13 protein-coding genes and 1 tRNA gene are annotated in these 20,819 nt (G+C 38.8%); 6 read left to right on the top strand and 8 right to left on the bottom strand.

Annotated features, from left to right (window positions below; genetic code table 11):
• The first annotated feature begins 22 nt into the window (after positions 1 to 22).
• Positions 23 to 2,839: a preprotein translocase subunit SecA gene (secA, locus tag RSA43_03805; protein MEG2496405.1), complete on the top strand. Its 2,817-nt coding sequence runs from the start codon at positions 23 to 25 to the stop codon at positions 2,837 to 2,839.
• 34 nt (positions 2,840 to 2,873) lie between these two features.
• Here secA and RSA43_03810 read toward each other — a convergent pair whose 3' ends face one another.
• The 7 genes from RSA43_03810 to RSA43_03840 all read right to left on the bottom strand — a co-directional run bounded on the left by RSA43_03810 (position 2,874) and on the right by RSA43_03840 (position 9,610).
• Entirely contained in the window at positions 2,874 to 3,404 is a 531-nt protein-coding gene (locus tag RSA43_03810; protein ID MEG2496406.1) for a pyocin knob domain-containing protein, read from the bottom strand.
• A gap of 85 nt (positions 3,405 to 3,489) precedes the next feature.
• Entirely contained in the window at positions 3,490 to 4,857 is a 1,368-nt protein-coding gene (gene der, locus RSA43_03815; GenBank protein ID MEG2496407.1) for a ribosome biogenesis GTPase Der, read from the bottom strand.
• A 109-nt stretch (positions 4,858 to 4,966) separates the two neighbouring features.
• Positions 4,967 to 6,202 carry a CCA tRNA nucleotidyltransferase gene (locus tag RSA43_03820; GenBank protein ID MEG2496408.1) on the bottom strand — a complete coding sequence of 412 codons (1,236 nt, stop codon included), beginning with the start codon at positions 6,200 to 6,202 and terminating at the stop codon, positions 4,967 to 4,969.
• 15 nt (positions 6,203 to 6,217) lie between these two features.
• Positions 6,218 to 7,489, bottom strand: coding sequence for an ATP-dependent Clp protease ATP-binding subunit ClpX (gene clpX / locus RSA43_03825; protein ID MEG2496409.1), 1,272 nt, complete (start codon positions 7,487 to 7,489; stop codon positions 6,218 to 6,220).
• Positions 7,490 to 7,501: 12 nt separating this feature from the next.
• Positions 7,502 to 8,101, bottom strand: a complete 600-nt coding sequence (locus RSA43_03830; GenBank protein MEG2496410.1) for an ATP-dependent Clp protease proteolytic subunit — start codon at positions 8,099 to 8,101, stop codon at positions 7,502 to 7,504.
• Positions 8,102 to 8,209: 108 nt separating this feature from the next.
• Positions 8,210 to 9,520, bottom strand: coding sequence for a trigger factor (gene tig / locus RSA43_03835; protein MEG2496411.1), 1,311 nt, complete (start codon positions 9,518 to 9,520; stop codon positions 8,210 to 8,212).
• Positions 9,521 to 9,538: 18 nt separating this feature from the next.
• Positions 9,539 to 9,610: transfer RNA gene (locus RSA43_03840), tRNA-Gly, on the bottom strand.
• Positions 9,611 to 9,875: 265 nt separating this feature from the next.
• On the opposite strand from RSA43_03840, the gene RSA43_03845 reads away from it, so the two are divergent.
• The 5 genes from RSA43_03845 (at position 9,876) to RSA43_03865 (ending at position 19,749) form a co-directional block, all read left to right on the top strand.
• Complete coding sequence (locus RSA43_03845; GenBank protein MEG2496412.1) at positions 9,876 to 13,379, top strand: DEAD/DEAH box helicase; 3,504 nt, start codon at positions 9,876 to 9,878, stop codon at positions 13,377 to 13,379.
• A gap of 39 nt (positions 13,380 to 13,418) precedes the next feature.
• A complete protein-coding gene (locus tag RSA43_03850; protein MEG2496413.1) occupies positions 13,419 to 14,483 on the top strand; it encodes a rod shape-determining protein in 1,065 nt (354 codons plus the stop codon).
• 3 nt (positions 14,484 to 14,486) lie between these two features.
• Positions 14,487 to 16,292, top strand: a complete 1,806-nt coding sequence (locus RSA43_03855) for a phosphoenolpyruvate carboxykinase (GTP) (protein MEG2496414.1) — start codon at positions 14,487 to 14,489, stop codon at positions 16,290 to 16,292.
• A 121-nt stretch (positions 16,293 to 16,413) separates the two neighbouring features.
• Entirely contained in the window at positions 16,414 to 18,564 is a 2,151-nt protein-coding gene (locus RSA43_03860) for a CT620/CT621 family type III secretion system effector (GenBank protein MEG2496415.1), read from the top strand.
• Between the two features lie 12 nt (positions 18,565 to 18,576).
• A complete protein-coding gene (locus tag RSA43_03865; GenBank protein MEG2496416.1) occupies positions 18,577 to 19,749 on the top strand; it encodes a CT620/CT621 family type III secretion system effector in 1,173 nt (390 codons plus the stop codon).
• An 8-nt stretch (positions 19,750 to 19,757) separates the two neighbouring features.
• Here RSA43_03865 and RSA43_03870 read toward each other — a convergent pair whose 3' ends face one another.
• Complete coding sequence (locus RSA43_03870; protein MEG2496417.1) at positions 19,758 to 20,765, bottom strand: hypothetical protein; 1,008 nt, start codon at positions 20,763 to 20,765, stop codon at positions 19,758 to 19,760.
• Between the last annotated feature and the right edge of the window lie 54 nt (positions 20,766 to 20,819).

Raw genomic sequence — 20,819 nt, forward strand, 5'->3', positions numbered from 1 at the left:
AAAAAGACCGATAAAACTCTATATGTTTAGTGTTATTAAAAATTTATTTGGCTCTGCTCAGGAGCGAACTTTAAAAAAATTTCGTAAGATTGTTATTACTGTGAATTTGTATGACGAAATGTTGGCAGTCTTATCCGATGAAGAGCTGAAGGGAAAAACACAAGAGTTTCGTGAAAGATTTCAACGCGGAGAAACTCTGGATCATATGTTGCCCGAAGCCTATGGCGTGGTAAAAAACGCCTGTCGGCGTTTGTTCGGCACGCGAATGGCTGTTTCCGGATACAATCAAAAATGGGATATGGTTCCCTACGACGTTCAGATTATCGGTGCCATCGCTATGCATAAAGGTTTCATCACCGAAATGCAGACGGGCGAAGGTAAAACTTTAACCGCGATTATGCCCTTATACTTAAATGCTCTTACCGGACAACCGGTGCATTTGGTAACGGTCAATGATTATTTGGCTCAAAGAGACTGTGAATGGGTGGGGTCGGTGTTACGTTGGTTAGGGTTGACCACGGGAGTATTGACTTCAGGCACGGAGCTTACAAAAAGAAAAGAAATCTACCGGCAAGATGTAGTTTATGGAACTGCTTCGGAGTTCGGTTTCGATTATCTTAGAGATAATTCTATGGCTACGGAAGCTGTTGAACAAGTGGGCAGGGGGGGGTACTTTGCCATTATAGATGAAGTTGACTCCGTATTGATAGATGAGGCGCGCACACCTCTTATTATCTCCGGTCCCGGAGGCCAAACCAATCCGGTTTATCAAGAACTTAAAGACAAGGTATCGGTTTTGGTTAAACTTCAAAGAGATCTTTGTAATCGTATCGCTACCGAGTCCAAAGAATTTTTTTCGGATTGTCTTGAAACGGAAACATTGCCTAAAAACACCAAAATGATCGAATCCGTTCAGGATATGTGTCGTCGACTATGGGTTGTAGGCAAGGGTATGCCGTTGAATAGGGTTTTGCGACGAGTAAGGGAGCATCCCGATTTAAGGGCGATTTTAGATAAATGGGATACTTACTACCACTCTGAACAAAATAAGGAAGAGGCCACTCAAAGGCTGTCTGAATTGTATCTGGTTCTTGATGAGAGGAGTAATGATTTTGAATTAACCGATAAAGGGATCCATGCCTGGGCTGAAATCGTCGGCAGTTCCTCGGATGATTTCGTTATGCTTGATATGGGACATGAATATGCGTTAATCGATCGAGATGAGTCTTTACCCGAAGCGGAAAAAATCAATAGAAAACTTGCTTTAACCGAACAAGATACGATTAGAAAGATGCGAGTTCACGCCTTGCGGCAATTATTACGTGCGCATCTTTTAATGGAAAAAGATGTGGACTATATCGTCAGTTCAGGAGAAGTAGTCATTATTGACGAACATACGGGACGACCTCAGTCCGGCAGACGATTTGCTGACGGCTTACATCAAGCTATAGAAGCTAAGGAAGGACTTGTTATCCATAAGGAAACACAAACATATGCAACAGTTACTTTGCAGAATTTTTTCCGATTGTATGATAAGTTAGCGGGGATGACGGGAACTGCTATTACGGAAGCTACCGAATTCAAAGAAATTTACGGACTCTACGTTTTACAAATTCCGACTTATAAGTCATGTCTTCGTAGTGATCATAATGATGAATTTTATATGACGGAAAGGGAAAAATATAACGGTATCATAAAAGAAATCGTTCGTGTCCATTCCGAGGGGAAACCTATTTTAGTAGGTACCGAATCGGTAGAAGTTTCCGAAAAGTTATCGAGAATTTTAAAACAGCATGGTATCGAACATACGGTTCTTAATGCCAAAAATCATGCCAGAGAGGCTGAAATCATAGCTGGGGCCGGTAGGCTTGGAGCCGTCACGGTTGCTACTAACATGGCGGGTCGTGGCACGGATATCAAATTGGACAATGATGCCGTTATCGTAGGTGGTTTGCATGTGTTAGGGACCACTCGACATCAATCTCGTCGTATAGATAGGCAGTTAAGAGGACGTTGTGCACGTTTGGGCGATCCCGGAAGTTCGAAATTTTTTCTGTCTTTTGAAGATCGATTGATGAGGTTATTTGCTTCTCCTAAATTAAATGCTTTGATTCAAAGATTTCGACCTCCCGAAGGAGAGTCGATGTCCGACGGTTTTTTGAATCGATTGATTGAAACGGCTCAAAAAAGGGTTGAAAGTCGTAATTATACGATGAGAAAGCATACCCTAGATTATGACGATGTTATGAATAAACAACGTCAGGAACTTTATAATTTTCGAAATGTTATTTTGCGTTCGGAAAACATTTTTGAAGAAGCCGAGAATATTCTTGGAGCAGCTGTCAGTATAGCTGTGCATTCCATGTTCGGTGGAGATAAAGGCAGATGTGATTTGGAGGGTTTTAGTAATTGGGCGATGAGTGTTTTTCCGATTACTATCGATTCTCAAACATTATCAAAAAATCCGAATACCGTGATTGACGTTGTAACGGATGATTTGATTAAGGTTTTCAGACTGAAATACCAAGAAATAGCTAAGAGCATTTCTCTTGCCGAAAAGGCATGGGATTCTCATGAAATATGTTCCGGTATTATTCGCTCGGTCATTATTTCGCATGTAGATTCTTTGTGGAAAGAACATCTGATAGATATGGATTTATTACGTTCCGAGGTCGGATTGAGAACCGTTGGTCAAAAAGATCCTTTATTGGAATTTAAACAAGAAGGATTTTTATTGTTTGAGGGTTTGGTAAGGGATTTAAAAATAGCCGTTGCAAAACATCTATTTGTTATTGAATTTTCCCAAAGGCCTCAAGCGGATGTTATCATGTTTTCTTAGATGATACTTAAGGCTCTTTGAGAATTGATAAGGTTTATATAAAGATTTGCCATGAAGACCATTCTTGACTTGCGTAATGCCTGATCCAGAAGCTTCTTTTTGTTTCAGAGACTAAAAATTGAACGATATGCTCTTCTTCTAGAGATAGACAGATAAGCATGTTGTTTTTATCACCGTGTTCATCTTCGAAATTTTCCGGTGCATTTGAGTAGCCCGATATATTTTCCAGTTTAATCAGAGCAGCTTCTTTATAGGTATTGAAGTCCAAGTGTTGTTCCGATAATTTCTCATGTTGAACAATGAACCATGATGACCAGGTTTTGTGAGATAGAATACGAGTAAATATTTTCTCGTCGTTCGCAGTAATATAAAACTGTCTTAGATGAGAAGGCAAAAATTCTTCACCAAGAACAATTAATAAATCTCCGTATTCTTTATTTTCTTCAACATAAACACCCGTTGTTACGTAAGTATCTAGAGGTTGACCTTCTTTATTTTCGGTTTCTTGAACCGACTCGAGTTCATTTTCATTATAAGCTGATTCTTCGCGTTCAGGTTGCGTCATACGTCCTCCAAAGAGATTATTTTATTTGTTTTAATTTAATTAATTTAAATATCAATATTAATTATTTTTTAACAATTAAAATTAATTATCTTTTTGGTTTTTCTTTTATCTTAATTTTAAAAGGAATCGCATGGTAATTAAAAGCATCTCGAATATAGTTTTTAATATATTGTTCGTAATTCTTATCAAATAGTGATTTGGAATTTATAAAAAATAAGAACTCAGGAGGACGAGAACCTATTTTAGTCGTATAATAAATACGCAATCGTTTACCGCCGATTATCGGCGGATGATGTCTTTGAATAGCTTGTTCAAGAAGTTTATTGATGGAATGGGTTGTAATTTTTTGATCCAATACGGTTTCTATACCGTTCATAATCGGAAAGACTTTGGAAAGGTTTCTTGATTCAAGAGCGGAGATGCATAAGACGGGAGCATGTTCGAGAAGAACGTCGAAATTACGAACATCTTGGATATAATGTTCCATTCGAACTTCCTGCAACAAATCCCATTTGTTTATGATAACGATAAAAGGTTTGCTTTTAGCCGCAATTAAAGAGAGAAGACGTTTATCTGCCGCTGTTAGTCCGGATTCGGCATCTATGATAAAGAGACAAATATCCGATCTCACAATGGCTTTTTCGGAACGAGAAGTTGAGATCCAATCTACGGATGTTTTAAGGGATTTTTTTTTCGAAATACCTGCCGTATCAATAAAAAGATAATTTTGATCTTGGTAGCGATACATGATATCGATATTATCCCTAGTCGTACCCGGAACATTATCGGTAAGACAGCGATTGTCCTTTAAAAGAGAATTAATAAAGGTTGATTTCCCTACATTGGGTCTACCGATTACGGCTACTTTAATAGTAGTAGTAGTAATAGTAGTAGTGCTATCGGTATTATCGGAGTTTATTTCTTCAATTTCCGAATTCGTATTTTCGTTCTCAATCGGCTTGTCAGCGAGTATCCGCCGGACGGTTTCGAAAATATTCTCAATATGTCTTCCGTGTGCAGCCGAAACCGCTATCATATTAGAGATCCCCAATCCGTAAAACTCAATAATTTCTTTAGAGTCTTTGGGTGTATCAGCCTTATTGGCGATTAAAATTACCGGTTTGTTTAGTCTACGAATGGATTCGGCCAAAAGTAGATCGGGATGAGTAATTCCGCATTTGATATCCACAACGAAGAGAAGAATATCGGAATTGGAAGCGATCTGAAGAGCATGGCTTTTAATGGCTTTTTGGAATTTATCAACGGAAGCATCATCGACGCCTCCGGTATCTATAATTTCATAATCGAACCCGTCTTTTTGAATAATTTTGTGTAGACGATCTCGTGTAGTCCCTTCCGTTGAATTGACAATCGCAATAGAACGTCGACATAGACGGTTAAAAAGAGAGGACTTTCCGACATTAGGTCGGCCTAATATTGCGATACGAATCATGATAAGCTTAGAATAATAAGTAAAATAAAGACAAATTATCCGATATTCAAGATTTCAAAGAAATAAAAACCTTAATTTCATAGAATTCATTGATTATTATGGCTTGTTTTTATTTCCAAAACCCTTTTGCTCGAAGTTTAGCTAAAACTTCGTCCTTATTCGCATAATTGTGTTCTATAGTCAGATATTCGGCTTCTCTTAATAAGTCGCCTAACAATCTTCCCTGGGGAACGCCTTGCATGATCAGATCTTCTGCCGAAAGTAACGGACGTTGAGAAATCAAGCGAAGAATATGAGGCTCTAACTCTTCTTTTAAATTCCGTATTTTCGCCAAAAAATCACTTTTTTCTTTTTGATCCGGTATTAAGATTAGCGCAAATTTCAGAAGCAGATCCGAATTGACGTCGATAAAAAAATGAGTCCAAAAGATTCGGTCAGTTCTTTTAGAGTGAAGATGAGATTTAAGAGAACACCATTTCTTTAATATATCGAACTCTTTATTCGAGATTTTGAATCTTCGAAAAGCTTTTATAATTGTCTCTTCATCAAGACCATTAAACAACGGTTGCAGTAATAATATAGTCGGAAATGATTTAGAGGATGAAATGCTTTCCAAAGCTCGAAAAGATTTTTTAATATGAAAAGTTGTTTGTTGCTTTAATTCGGGAAAGATAGCGACTAACAAACGTAACTCGTGCAATAGAGATAAAGCAATCGTAAATCCGGGGTGTTCGTTCATTTTTTTTAATTCCAACCAAATTCTTTCTACGGAGACGCTTGGAATTAAAGAGGGAGCTGCCTTTGCAATGGCTTTTTTTGTGTTGTCTTCGATTGTAAAATCCAATTTTGCAGCGAAACGCACGGCTCGTATAAGACGTAATTTATCTTCCGAAAAACGTTGGCGCGGAAGTCCTATCGTTCGTAGGATTTTACGTTCTAAATCGGAACGTCCTCCCACGTAATCATAAACTTTTTTGTTTTCAGGATCGTAAAACAAACCATTAATCGTGAAATCTCTTCTGAACGCGTCCTCTTTCATTGAGGCCAATTCAATGCTAACAGGATGTCTTCCGTCGGCATAGTATCCGTCTGAACGAAATGTCGAGATTTCAAAAGAAATATTTTGGTGACGGACGACAACTACTCCGAAATTAGCACCCACCGTGGTGCTCTTAGGAAACATCGTCGTCAAAATTGCGGGAGAAGCAACGGTAGCTATATCGATATCTTTCATCGGAAGATTTAATAACATATCCCTGACACAGCCGCCGACGAAATAAGCCGGACAATCGACCTTACGAAGAATATGTATGATTTCAAGAGCAGCTTGAAAGATAGGATTCATGAGGCCTTCCCTTTTTCAGGCAATTCCTTGCGGAGCATCCCTTCTCGTAATTACCGGAGGTATATTATCGGTAATTGTGCTTTTTTGAATGACGATGCTTTCTATGGAAGGATCCGATGGTACTTCAAACATCAAATCTCTAAGAAGATTTTCTAAAATCATACGCAAAGCGCGAGCACCTGTTTTAGCCTCTTTAGCTTTTTTAGCTATAGCAAACAAGGCTTCTTTTTCAAAAACCAATTTTACACCATCTTCTTCAAACAGTTCGGTATATTGCTTGACAATCGCATTCACGGGTTCCGTTAAAATTTTAACAAGGTCATCAAGAGACAGTTCTTCGCAATGGACTATGCAATTGAAACGCCCAACGAATTCCGGAATCAAGCCGAAAGCAATTAAGTCCTCCGTTTCTACTTGGGAAAGTAATCTTTCTTTCTTATGTTGATTCGTTGCCGATTTTTCATCTGCAAATCCGATTGTTGTTTTGCCTAGACGTTTGGCAATAATTTTATCCAAACTGACAAAAGCTCCTCCGACGATAAATAAAATATTCTCCGTATTGACTTTGATGTACTCTTCTTGAGGGTGTTTACGCCCTCCTTTAGGTGATACATTGGCAATCGTTCCTTCGACGATCTTAAGAAGAGCTTGCTGAACTCCTTCGCCCGACACATCTCTGGTAATGGAAACGTTAGCGGTCGTACGACCGATTTTATCAATCTCATCGATATAAATAATACCTTTTTCAGCCCTTTCGACATCATAATCTGCTGCTTGCAATAGCCGAAGAATAATATTTTCAACATCTTCTCCGACATATCCGGCTTCCGTAAGGGTTGTAGCATCCGCGATGGTAAAAGGTACATCCAAAATTTTAGCCAAAGTTTTGGCTATCAAAGTTTTTCCGGAACCGGTCGGACCGAGTAATAAAACATTCGATTTGCCGTAACTAACTTGTTTATTATGCATCATGGCGCGGATGCGCTTGTAATGATTATAAACGGCAACGGCAATCGTTTTTTTAGCATGTTCTTGCCCTATAACGAATTGATTGATTTTATCGGTTATTTCCGAAGGAATTAACAGTTTGAATTCCTTATGTTCCTTTTTATCAATACTTGTTTCGGCAAAATTTTTAACGTCGGGTTTACTCGCAGAAAGAGCTTGGGAACAAATACTCACGCAGCTCTCGCAAATATAGGCTGATGGGCCGGCAATTAATTTTCTAACGTCTTTTTCACTGCGACCGCAGAAAGAACAAATGGCTAAAGTATTCTGTTTATTCATATCACTACGGTTTTATTTATTCTCTTTATCTTTAGCGGACACAACGACTTTGTCGATAAGACCGTAAGCAATTGCTTCTTCGGGACCCATAAAGAAATCTCTTTCGGAATCCGTGACGATTTTTTCAACGGACTGTCCTGTACATTCGGATAGAATGTTCGACAAATGTTTTTTCAAAGTCAAAATTTCTGCCGCTTGTAACTGAATATCGGCTGAGGTTCCGATGATTCCTCCTGAAGGTTGATGAATCATCATTCGACTGTGAGGAAGAGCAAATCTTTTCCCTTTGGTCCCTGCCGATAAAAGAAGAGCTCCCATGGAAGCCGCCTGTCCTATACAGTAAGTGTTAACGTCACAACCCAGGAATCGCATGGTGTCGAAAATAGCCAATCCTGCGTTGATATATCCTCCGGGAGAATTAATAAAGATTTGAATATCTTTCTTCGGATCTTCGGACATAAGAAACAGTAACTGTGCAATCACAATGTTAGCCAAACCTTCGGTAATTTCCTGTCCGATAATGACTATCCGATCTTTCAGCAAACGAGAGTAAATATCCATGGCTCTCTCGCCGCGTCCCGTGTCCTCTACAACATATGGTACAAGTGTCATAATAAAAACCTTTGATGTTGATTTAATAAACGATACATTCAATAAACACTGGATTCTATGTTTAGAAAGTCGTTAGGTCAAGCTTTTTCAAACTCGAAAAGTCTTTACTTATTGAAGGGACTTAACAGCTTTTTCCAGAACCGCTTCGATCGCTTTGCGATAAACAAGCCGTTCTTTAGCTGTATCCACAATTTCCTGAATGTCTCGATTGGAAAGATCCCGTGGAGGAGGAGTGCCGCCGAATTTTTCTCGCGAGCACATTTCTATCGCATGTTGTAACTCTTCTCTCGAATAACCTAACTTTTCTTGCGTAAAAACTTGTTTAGCCAAGAAGGTAAGTTTCACGAACTCTTCTGCTTTTTGGCGCGCATAAGCGGAAATTTCTTCTTCCTGTCGTTCGATCTCATCATCTGTTTGTGATTTGACAAGCCGAAGATGAATTAATCGTTCTCGTCGAAAATCATCCGTTTTTTCTTTCAGAAACGTTTGAGGTAACTCAAAATCAATGGATTGAGCAAGAGTGGTTTCGGCAAGCATAAATCGCTTGGATCGGATTTCGTCCGCTTTACGATTTTCCAACTGGATCTTGAGCTTTTGTTTAAGGTCGTTAAGGGAATCGGCTTTTAAAGCTCGTGCCGTCTCGTCCGTTAATTCCGGTAATTCGAGTTTCAATACGTCATCTACCACGAAGACCAGTGTATCGCCCCTTAAACTATCTTTCAAATCGGCATACGATACCGTATCCGTTATCGTATCGCCTTTCTTTAATCCCAATAACTTGTCCTTGAAGACCGGAGTCATTTCATCATCACAAAGCTTAAAAAGCTGATTTCGAAAAATAGGAGTTTTTTCTCCCTCTTGATTGCCAATGAAAAGGGATAAAGTTAAAAAGTCTCCTTCAACGGCTGATGTTCCTAAAGAAACCCTATTGGCTAAAAAGAATCGAATTTCATCAAGACCTTTAGCCAGATCTTCATCTGAAATCGTCAAAACTTCTTCCTTTTCCTGCAGCTTGACATTTTTCCATTCCACGGACGGAACTTTTGGAAAGGCTTCATAGGCTAATCGAACGCAGGCTCCTTCGTTTAGATCGAAACTGATCAGATCAACCGTATCGACATGCCTTCCTGAAAGCGGAAAAATACCCGATAGTTCAAGGGTGGCTTTATAAGCACCTTCGACTACGAATTGCGCTCTTTTTTTCGACAATTCCTGCCCCAGACTTTTCTCAACGATTTCGTCCGGTGCTTTCCCTTTTCTGAATCCAGGCAGATTCATATCTTTTTTTAAAACTTTCAAAGCTTTTTTGTGCGCGTCGCGAGCGGTTTCCGGAGATACCTTTATGTCTACGGAAACCCGACAACCCGGAAGTTCTTCCAATTCTAAACGATAAGATGCGTTTTCGAAATTTTTAATCACAATATCCTCGAAATAAAAAGCGGGTGATGAGGCTTGAACTCACGACCTTCACGTTGGCAACGTGGCGCTCTACCACTGAGCTACACCCGCAGCGGGTAAAGGATTCTAGATTTTTCATTTTTTTTTGGCAATGACTTAACAGAAAGGTTTTTGCGAGGTAGTGCGAGACGGTAATATTATAACATTTGTTCGTTACACATTAACCGAGAACGCATCTGTAAAATATTATTTTTATTTTTTTGTCTTTTTGAAGTATTGATTCGTTTTTAAAATTTTTCATTGATTTAGAGAAGCTAAACAGTAATAGTGAACTGGTATAACGAGTAAGAACGCCAGGAAATATTGTAGAGGGTAAATGCTCAACTTCCGCAAGTTAAGAAGAGATTTTTCGACCAATATATTACAAGAAGGGAAAGAACTTTACGAACAGAAAGCTATTCTCAGTGCCAAAATTTTGTCCATAGATGGAGATACGGTACGGTTAGCCGCTAAAGTCAAGGGCCTATATAATAATATTTATGAGTGTGAGATAGAGGTTGATCGAAATGAATCGAACGTTATCGATTCCAATTGCGATTGTACTTACAACTATGATTGTCAACACATCATAGCCTTATTATTTTATTTGGAAGATCATTTTAATGAAATAGTCGTTTCTTATTCTCGAGAAACAGACATTGAATGTAACGAAGATATAAACGAAGACGTTAAACAGGCTCTTAAACAGGCTTTCGAGCATGCCGCTACTAGAGAAGATGAGCGGAGAGACAGAGAATATCAAAAAGAAATCCTTAAGGAATATATTCATGCCTCGCATCTTCTAAGTGCCAATCCCTTTTTCCTATCGCCCGAACGAGTAGAAAAAGACGTTGCCGAATTGGCAATGGTTTTCGTTTCGGCGTCTTCTAACGGAGAATTATTCGTTCACGGTCAACCCGTAGATTTTCAATTGGTATTGAGATTTCCGAATAGGACAAAGCCCTTTTGCATTCCTAACGTAAAATCCTTTTTAGAAGGAGTTTTGTATCAGGAACCGATTTCTTTAGGTGGGAAGAGGCACTTTTTTACGATGAGTTCTTTCAATAAATTGGATAGACGTTTGATTGGCTTGTTATTGAGATATGCTCGATATACCAATAATGCAACCGATGAAAAATTTTTAAGAGTCGCACATATTTTTCCTCCTTCTCTCGGTGTCGTGTTATCCAAGGTTTATGATCTACACATGAGTGAAAAACATACTTATTCTTTTGATAAGGAATGTTTTTCGAATATTTTTTGCAGCAATTTGGAAGAGCCTTTGTATTGGTCAACGTCTCCTGCAAAGGTAAAATTTACTTTGGATTATTTCGAAACGCCCTATAAAGCATTATTGATGACGCCTTCGATTGTCATAGACGAAGAGGAACTACAGCCTGAGCAGATTTTTCTTTTGGAATCGGATGATCCCGGTTTGATTCATGGAGGTGTTTATAGACGATTTACTCCTCAAATCAGACGTATGCATTTGCGCTCGTTAACTCGGTTACGAGAGGTTACCGTACCGGAAGCTCTTTTCGGTTCTTTCAGAGAGAATTCTTTACCTATTTTTCAGGAATATGCTGAAGTGGCAAATATTAAGTCCTTGAACTCGTTCGTGACCTTGCCTTGGGTGGACGAAATCAAATGCATTTGCGATCTAGTGTATTTGGATGGTGAATTGGAAGCTAGGTTATATTTCCTGTATGGCGATATAAAGATATCGGCCTCTCCGGCTTTGTTACAATATCAAGATGTTACGGCATTTATCGGTACGGAAGGAATTTTAGCAAGAAATCTCGTTAAGGAAAGAAAGATTTTGGAAGAAGTTTTTTCCGATTTTATCTATGACGAGAGAGACGGCAATTATAAAATTAAGAGCGAGAAAAAAATTGTTGAATTTATGACTGAAACGGTTCCTCTTAACCAACATAGAATCGTTTTCAACTGTCCAAAAAATCTTTCGGAACAATTTATTTATGATGAAACTGGATTTGAGTTGCGACTTAGAGAATCTTCAGTTATCGGGTGTTATGAAGCGGAGTTGGTCGTACACGGTTTACTGAAAGGCATTAGCATTGATCTTTTATGGGATTGTATCGGTTCCAAAAAATGTTTCTTGGAGTTACCCTCCAAAAACAATCAAAGAAAACAAGGTAAACGCACGACGCGGCAAGGCAGTGCCGGATTGCCGTGTATTTTAGTTTTGGATTTGGAAAAATTAGCTCCCGTCGTTCAGGTATTCAACGAAATCGGTTTTTCTGTTTTAGACGATACCGTGAAAGTTTGTCCGCTTTGGAGTTTAACCGATATTTCCGAAAAACAATTCATCAATCTTCCTGTTGATTTTCAGATTACGGACACGTTACTTGAAATTCAAAAGCAAATTAACGGTGACATCGATTTCTCCGTTCAGGAAATTCCTTCTCAAATAAAAGCCGTTTTACGTAACTATCAAAAAGAGGGTGTCCATTGGCTTGAACGTCTGAGAAAGATGCACTTAAACGGTATACTTGCCGATGATATGGGACTAGGTAAGACTTTACAAGCAATCATTGCTGTTACTCAGAGTCGTTTCGAAAAGCAAGGGGGAAGATCTATCGTAGTCTGTCCTACTTCTTTGGTTTACAATTGGAAAGAAGAGTTTCGTAAGTTTAATCCGGAATTACGGACTTTAGTAGTGGACGGCGTCCCGGTTCAAAGGCGGAAGCAATTAGCCGTTTTACCCGATTATGATGTTATCATCACCTCTTATAATTTACTGCAAAAAGACATAGACGTTTATAAAGAAATGGCATTTGATTACGTAGTTCTTGATGAAGCTCATCATATCAAAAATAGAGCTACGAGAAATGCCAAATCGGTCAAATTAATAAAAGCCTCTCATAAACTTATTCTTACGGGTACTCCAATTGAAAATTCTTTGGAGGAATTGTGGAGTTTATTTGATTTCTTGATGCCCGGCTTTTTGAGCACGTACGATAAATTCGTAGGTAAATATATCAGAACATGCGGATTGATGGGCAACAAGTCCGATAATATGGACTCTCTCAAGAAAAAGGTAGCTCCTTTTATTTTGAGAAGAATGAAGGAAGATGTGCTCGAAGATTTGCCTCCGGTTTCTGAAATTTTATATCATTGTCACTTAACCGATTCACAAAAAGAGCTTTATCAATCATTCACGGCAAGTGCTAAATTGGAGTTATCTAGGTTAGTGAAACAGGAAGGTTTCGATAAGATACATATCCATGTTTTAGCTACGTTAACTCGCTTGAAACAAATTTGCTGTCACCCGGCTATCTTTGCTAAAGATAAACCCGAACCCGGTGACTCGGCAAAATATGATATGTTAATTGATTTATTAAATTCTTTGATTGAGAGCGGTCATAAGACTGTAGTATTTAGCCAATATACGAAAATGTTGACTATCATAAAATCCGATTTGGAAGACAGAGGAATTCCATTCGTTTATTTGGACGGTTCCATTAAGAATCGATTGGAAATAGTCAACAAATTTAATGAAGATTCTACCATTCCCGTTTTCTTGGTATCTCTGAAAGCCGGAGGAACCGGCTTGAATCTTGTAGGAGCCGATACGGTTATTCATTATGATATGTGGTGGAATCCTGCCGTTGAAAATCAAGCAACGGATAGGGTACATAGAATCGGTCAAAATCGTTCGGTTTCTTCATATAAATTAGTCACTCTTAATACCATTGAGGAAAAGATTCTAAATTTACAGAACAGGAAAAAGAGTCTTGTAAAGAAAGTAATCAATTCGGATGATGAGGTTATTTCCAAATTGACTTGGGAAGAAGTATTGGAATTACTTCAGATTTAATATATGGCTCATCATAAAAACTATCCCGGTTTCAGAACCATGTACAACGTGATTTACAATACTACTTTGCGTCGATTGGATAAGTTCTTCAATTTTTTTTCGGGTAATATCGGTATAGATTTAGGAACGGCCAATACTTTGGTTTATGTAAGAGGACGAGGGATTGTGCTTAGCGAGCCTTCCGTTGTTGCCGTTGATGCTCAAACGAATGAAGTTTTAGCCGTCGGACATAAAGCCAAAGCCATGTTGGGGAAAACTCCCAGAAAGATATTGGCAGTGCGTCCTATGAAAGACGGTGTTATTGCCGATTTCGAAATAGCCGAAGGCATGCTTAAAGCACTTATTAAAAGAGTTACTCCCTCCAGGAGTCTATTCCGTCCTAAAATTTTAATAGCCGTTCCTTCCGGAATTACCGGCGTTGAGAAACGTGCGGTTGAAGACTCCGCGCTTCACGCAGGAGCGCAGGAAGTGATTCTCATTGAAGAACCTATGGCTGCTGCCATAGGGGTGGATTTACCGGTTCATGAGCCGGCTGCCAGTATGATTATCGATATAGGTGGTGGAACTACTGAAATAGCGATCATTTCATTAGGAGGTATCGTAGAGTCGAGATCTCTGAGAATTGCCGGAGACGAGTTTGATGAATGTATTATCAATTACATGAGACGTACTTATAATTTGATGATCGGTCCGAGAACTGCGGAAGAGATTAAGATTACTATAGGTTCTGCGTTCTCGTTAGGAGATAAAGAGCTTGAAATGGAGGTCAGAGGACGTGATCAGGTTGCGGGATTACCTGTAACGAAACGTATCAATTCCGTTGAAATTCGAGAATGTTTAGCGGAACCGATTCAACAGATTATTGAATGTGTCAGATTGACTTTAGAAAAATGTCCACCCGAATTATCTGCCGATCTGGTAGAAAGAGGGATGGTGCTGGCAGGCGGGGGTGCCTTGATAAAAGGGTTGGATAAAGCGCTGACGAAAAATACCGGTTTATCGGTCATTATAGCACCGCATCCGCTATTAGCCGTTTGTCTCGGGACTGGGAAGGCTTTGGAAAACCTCGATAAGTTTAAAAAAAGAAAAGGTGCAATGGTTTAAACTATGGGCTTTAGTTGGGAACTTTCGATAAAGAATAAGTCTTTGAAATCTTGGATTCAAGAAATCGCTGAATTGGTTACTCCCGATTCGATAATGGTTTGTGATGGGTCGGATCAAGAATATGAAGCTTTGTGTCGTCAAATGGTTGAAAAAGGATCATTGATTCAATTAAACCCTGCTTTACGTCCGAACAGTTTTTTGGCAAGGTCTTCTCCGGAAGATGTAGCTCGAGTTGAACAACGAACATTTATTTGCTCCGATAAAAAAGAAGACGCCGGACCTACTAATAATTGGGAAGAACCGAAGGTCATGCGAGATCGTTTATTGAAATTATTCAAGGGATGCATGCAAGGAAGAATTATGTATGTCGTTCCTTTTAGCATGGCTCCTATCGGATCTACGTTTTCCGTAATAGGTGTTGAAATTACCGATTCTCCTTATGTCGTGTGTTCTATGAAAATAATGACGCGGATGGGCAAGCTTGCTTTAGATGCTTTAGGTGAAACGGGCCGGTTTGTGAAATGTTTACACAGTGTCGGTTATCCTTTGAGTTCCGGCCAAAAAGACGTTGCCTGGCCTTGTTCTCCTGAAAATACTTATATTGCACATTTTCAGGATGATTACAGCATTATGTCTTACGGAAGCGGTTATGGAGGCAACGCTTTGTTAGGTAAAAAGTGTCTTGCCTTACGCATAGCTTCTTATATCGGAAAAAATCAAGGCTGGTTAGCAGAACATATGTTAATCATAGGGGTCACGAATCCTGAGGGACAAAAGAAATATTTTGCTGCCTCGTTCCCTAGTGCTTGCGGTAAAACGAATTTGGCTATGTTAAGTTCTACTTTACCCGGATGGAAGGTAGAGTGTGTAGGGGATGATATTGCTTGGATGAGAATAGGTTTTGATAATCGGTTGTATGCCGTCAATCCCGAAAAAGGTTTTTTTGGAGTTGCTCCCGGCACCGCTGCCAAGACGAATCCCAACGCATTGGCTTCTTGCAGTAAGAACTCTATTTTTACGAATGTTGCTCTTACTTCCGAAGGAGACGTATGGTGGGAAGGTCTGACTGACGTCCCTCCGGAAGGTCTGATCGATTGGCTTGGAAAACCTTGGAAACCCGGAGATAAGCCGGCGGCTCAGCCGAATTCACGGTTTACCGCTCCAATCGAACAATGTCCGGTATTGGATCCTTTATGGAATGAAAGCGAAGGCGTCCCGATAGATGCCATTATTTTCGGAGGTCGGCGTTCCGATACGATTCCTTTAGTTTATGAAGCTTTGGATTGGAATCACGGTGTTTTAATAGGTGCCGGTATGTCTTCCGTGACAACAGCGGCAATAGTAGGAAAACAGGGAGAGTTAAGACATGACCCTTTTGCCATGCTACCTTTTTGCGGCTATAACATGGGCGAATACTTTAATCATTGGTTAAGCTTACCCTTGTTGCATAACGATCTGAAATTACCTAAAATATTTGGAGTAAACTGGTTTAGAAAAGATTCGGAAGGTAGATTTGTGTGGCCGGGATTCGGAAACAACGTCCGTGTTTTGGAATGGATTTTTAAAAGAACGAATCAGGAAGAGGGAATTTATCAAGAAAGTCCTATAGGACGTCTTCCGAATCAAACCGGATTGAATACGGAAGGATTGGATTTAAACGAAAAAGATTTTCAGCATCTTACAGGTATCGATCCTTTATTGTGGAAAGAAGAAATGGAAAATATTCGTAATTATTTATTGATGTTCGGTGATAAATGTCCTTCGGTTTTATTGCGGACGATTGATTCAATAGAATCGAAATTAAAATAATAATAGTTCGAAGTTGTTTTAGTTTTATATCTTAATTTTTTATTTAATAATTTTTATTTATAATAATTTATTTTTAATAATTTTATTTTTAAAATGTGAATAAAAGTATTAAGAATATTTTATGACCGCTCCACTGTATTTTGTTAATTATGCCAAACAGGTAACTTCGGCTTTAGCAGGGGATCCTTTAGATTTGGAGGATTCGTTAAAAACCGTCTCTTTTGATTTTCAATATCTAAACTCGCAAGTCAGTGATCTCAAGCATCTTCTCGGCGTTCTTAAAAATGATCGATCCGATAATGTTAATTTTTATCGAGAGCTTTTACGTAGATACGAAAGAAAGGATCTTTCCGAGGTCGGAAATATTTGGTCGATGGCTATCGGAGCTTCTTTGCCTACTGAAGTCGAAAATATAAATATTAAAATCGCCATTGACGGTTTACTAGCGCTTAATGCGAAATTAAGTATCGATTGCACCCCGGAAGAAGCTAAGGTTTTATCGGCATATTTGGGCATACTTCTTATTTTAGAGTCGGCATATCCTAGTTTATCGGCTGATCAAAAAACTACTTTAGATCAACTTCCTAAAGTAATGGCACAAGATCTCGAAGCAGTATCGGATAAGGATTTTATGAAAGTCTATTGGCAAGGGATCATAGACATTTATCAGAAAATACAGACTAATCTTTATCAAGCCGTACAACCTTTAGATGATCAAATAACTGCCGTCGAAGGAGAGATTCAAGAGGCGGAAGTAATGAATCAATTAGTTTCGCAGTTAAACAATACTTTTCGTAATTTCGTGAATGTTACTTGGTCTATTGAACCGAGTTATATAGATGGTTTGAAAACTTTGGATGATCCTAGTCTTTTTTCTTTAGTTCGATCGTTGGAAGGGATTACTCAGCTTTATTTTGATTTACCTCAAGTATACGACGGAGTATCTCCCACAGCTCAAAATATTTTAAATGAAATTATTCAGGTTTTCGATAACGCTCTGATAACGCCTACCGTAAGATTAGGAGATATAATCGCTTTATGTTGTCTCCAGCATATTGCTTGTATTGAGAAAGTGAAAAATCCTTCAGTCACGGGAGCTGATTTACAACAGCTAATACGAGAGTTTTCGGGCAAATATAATTTATCCGGTCTTACTACTTTCAAAAGGAGATTGGATATAGCGATCGAAGCTATTGGGAGAGGCGAACTGGTTACTTATATGGGTCGGAATGTCTTTGACAATCAATGGACTCCGAGCAATGAATTTATTTCCGGAATTAATAAGCTTGTGATCAAGGAGCGTAAATTCAGTTTATCCGATTATACTAATTTGATTGCTCCTGTTTATAAAAATTATTTTGATAAGTATCAAAAATATTTAACGGATCAAAATCTGACAACCAATAATCTTAAGGCTTCATTGGACAGTTTAAACATCGACAAACAGTCGTTTTATCCGGTCATGGTTGAAGCTCAGGATAATTTCGTAGTTATTATGCCTCTACAGACTTCTTTGGCTTCTTTAATGTTGGATAAATATCTTCCTGAGCAAGAGTTTTATCTGCAATCCTTAGGAGTGCAATTATCTTTTTCGGATAAAGCGGCCGGGTACATTAATCGCATTCTAGATTTTTGTCGTCGTTTTCAGACCGCCGATGTGTACTATGCCGGTACTATTTATTTTAGGCAGATGAATTTTGCGGGCATTAAGAATGCTATTCGAAATGCTCAAATAGTTTTGTCTGATGAGATGACAAGATGTAAGGCAGATATAGCCAGGGCTCAATTAGCTATTAAGACAATTCAGGATATTCAGTCTGAAATTAATGCGGATACCGCTCTTTCAACCGTCCAGAAGCAAGAGTTATCAAAGGTGATGAGCGGTTATAAAAACAATTTTGAGTCTCTTATCAAGAATTTATGTATTTTGTATAACCTCATTTCAGGATTAACCGTTAAAGCCAAAGAAAAGCCGACTGAAACTTATGAAGCTTTTGATGTCGTGGGGCCTGAAGGATGGGCTCGTCTTCTATCATTGTATGAGAGTTTTGTAATTGACGGAGGACAGGTAGGCATATTCTATGGGGGGGAACAAACTGTTCAAACCGTTTTGGAATCCGCTCATCACGGTTATAGCGATTTTAACCAAAATCAGCAGCTGGCTCTTCAGTTAGAGATAGCTTCCGTTCAACAGGAATGGACGATTATTTCTACTTCTCTAGGCATTATTAACCAGATTTATTCAGGTATCACTCGAAAAATTAAGCAGTAAGGATAAAGATTTATGGACTCTTTTAATGTGAATAAAGTACATCATTCGGTGACGGGAATTATTTTCGAGAATCATCTTGAATCCGAAAAACAAGGCATTATGAAGCCTTCGTTAAACTTGTACAGCGATTTTATGCAATTGGAACAGCAGTCTAAGAGTTTGAAATATTTTTTGAGATTTTTAGAAAATCATTATGTCGATCGACAAATTCTAAGATCATTTAAAAAATCTCTTATTGAAAACAGCCAAGCCGCTTCTCTTATCACAATGTTAATAAGCGAAAAAAATCAAAAAGATTGTCGTAAAGCTGATGAAAAAGCGTTAATGAAAGAGGCGGAACAATTTGCCGCGGTACCTGCTCCTGCTCCTGCGGATCTACCGATGATTTCTTTGGAAGACATGCCCTTACAATCGGCTTTTGCGAGCATATTATTGAATAAATATATGCCTCGTCAAGATGATGATTTAAAGATTCTTGCTAAAGAATTTCATTTTTCGACGATCGGGCAGTCTATAGTTTCCGAATTATTCGGTTATTTAGCCGATTTCAACTCTGCTCCCTTGTATTATGATTTGTGTGGTTATTTGTCTCAGACCGAAAGCATGAATGTTTATACCGAGGGTTATGAAGACGCTCGGAATAAAATAATAAGAGAAAAAAGTTTTTGTGCAAGAGATCTTGAAACAATCGGCATGTTGAATCAGAAAATAGATAACATGATGGGATTGTTATTGACGTCGTATGGTGATCTTTCCGATGAACAGAAACAGAGTATCAAAGTTCAATTAAACGGCTACAAATTACATCTTGAAATCCTGGAACAACAAGTTAGTGATCTGGTCAGTTTGTTGAATAGATTGGATTTGTCTCCATTAGGCCCGGATGCTGGGGGAGCTTTTGAAATTTTGAATGCCGAGACCATTATGCCGATGTTAAAAAAAACGGAAGGCAATGTCGTTGATGGAGAAATCAATGTCACCACAGGGGAAATCAAAGGTGGTTTTTTACCGTTTTTCAATACTTGTAATTCCGATTTACAGTCTTACGGTGACTTAGCTCAAACGCAACAAATGGCAGTGCAACTCGAGATGGCCGCCATCCAACAGGAGTGGAATATAGTTGCTACCTCTTTAAAGACTTTGCACAAAATCTATAAGGGCATTATCTCTGACATCAAACGATAAACATTCGTCTAAAGTTGAATTTTGAAATGGCAAGAAACGGCTCTTTGATACCCCCAGGTACCCTCGAGATTGAGGCTCGCGCTGTCTTGAATGACGTAACTGAGTCCTGCGTTTACGTTTAAATGATGAGTATTTTTAATTTTTCTCATTAAGAATTTCAAATCCGGAAAAGCTGTTGTTAATTGAGTAAACAGTTTTTCCGGAGATCCGGCTTTGAAGTACGTATTTCCGGTAGCTAGGCTAACATAAGGTACGAGATTATTGGTAACACGTGTCGCAATCCCCACGTTAATCGACCATTCCTTGTATCCTATGGAATTGTTTGAAGTATCGTCTTCATGTTCTATGAAAAGTTCCGGTTCCGCCGCTTGATGGAGTATTACGTAATTCAAAGGACAGGAAGCATGCTTATAATCCACACCCCCAGAGAGGAAACTATTGCCGTCTTTCCAAAAGACTTTTTTAGCTCCGAGATGCCACATAAAGCCGTAATTCGTTTGTACTTCAATTACTCCGTCCGTAGGAGCGGATAAAGCCGTCGGAATCCTAAAGGCAGCCATAGGTAAACGATAATAGGCCGATAAGCCCCCGATAGTTCCATATAAATCGATATCCCAAATAGGTGTGAAACAGTTACTGGTATCTTGAATAGTAATGGTTCCGGTTGCCCCGCTACTGGCAATCGTCATATTATTGACCTGAAGTTCTTTGTAAAGAGTCGGTCCGTTTGCAATCAAGATAATAGGAACTTCTTTAACTCCGGCACTTTCAGAATAAATATAATTTCCCGAGAAACCGAATCGGGAGGATATTTTGAAATCCGCAATCGAACGTGCACAAGACGACGAGATCAATAAATTATAAGTCGAATCATTACCCCAAGTCGTACGTGATAAGAGTATGGGATCAGCAGGATTACCTGAAGAAAGCCCGAAAGCTTGTTTGGAAAAAATAATACAAATAAAGAGCAATAAAAATTTGATAGAATAAGTCCGTATGCTTTTAAAAAGTGACATAGCGTAAATCGAATCCTTTATTAATTGCGGTTGTCGTCAGTATTCGCCAATATA

It is taken from the genome of Victivallaceae bacterium, assembly GCA_036659455.1.
GTDB lineage: Bacteria > Chlamydiota > Chlamydiia > Chlamydiales > Chlamydiaceae > JAVXCN01.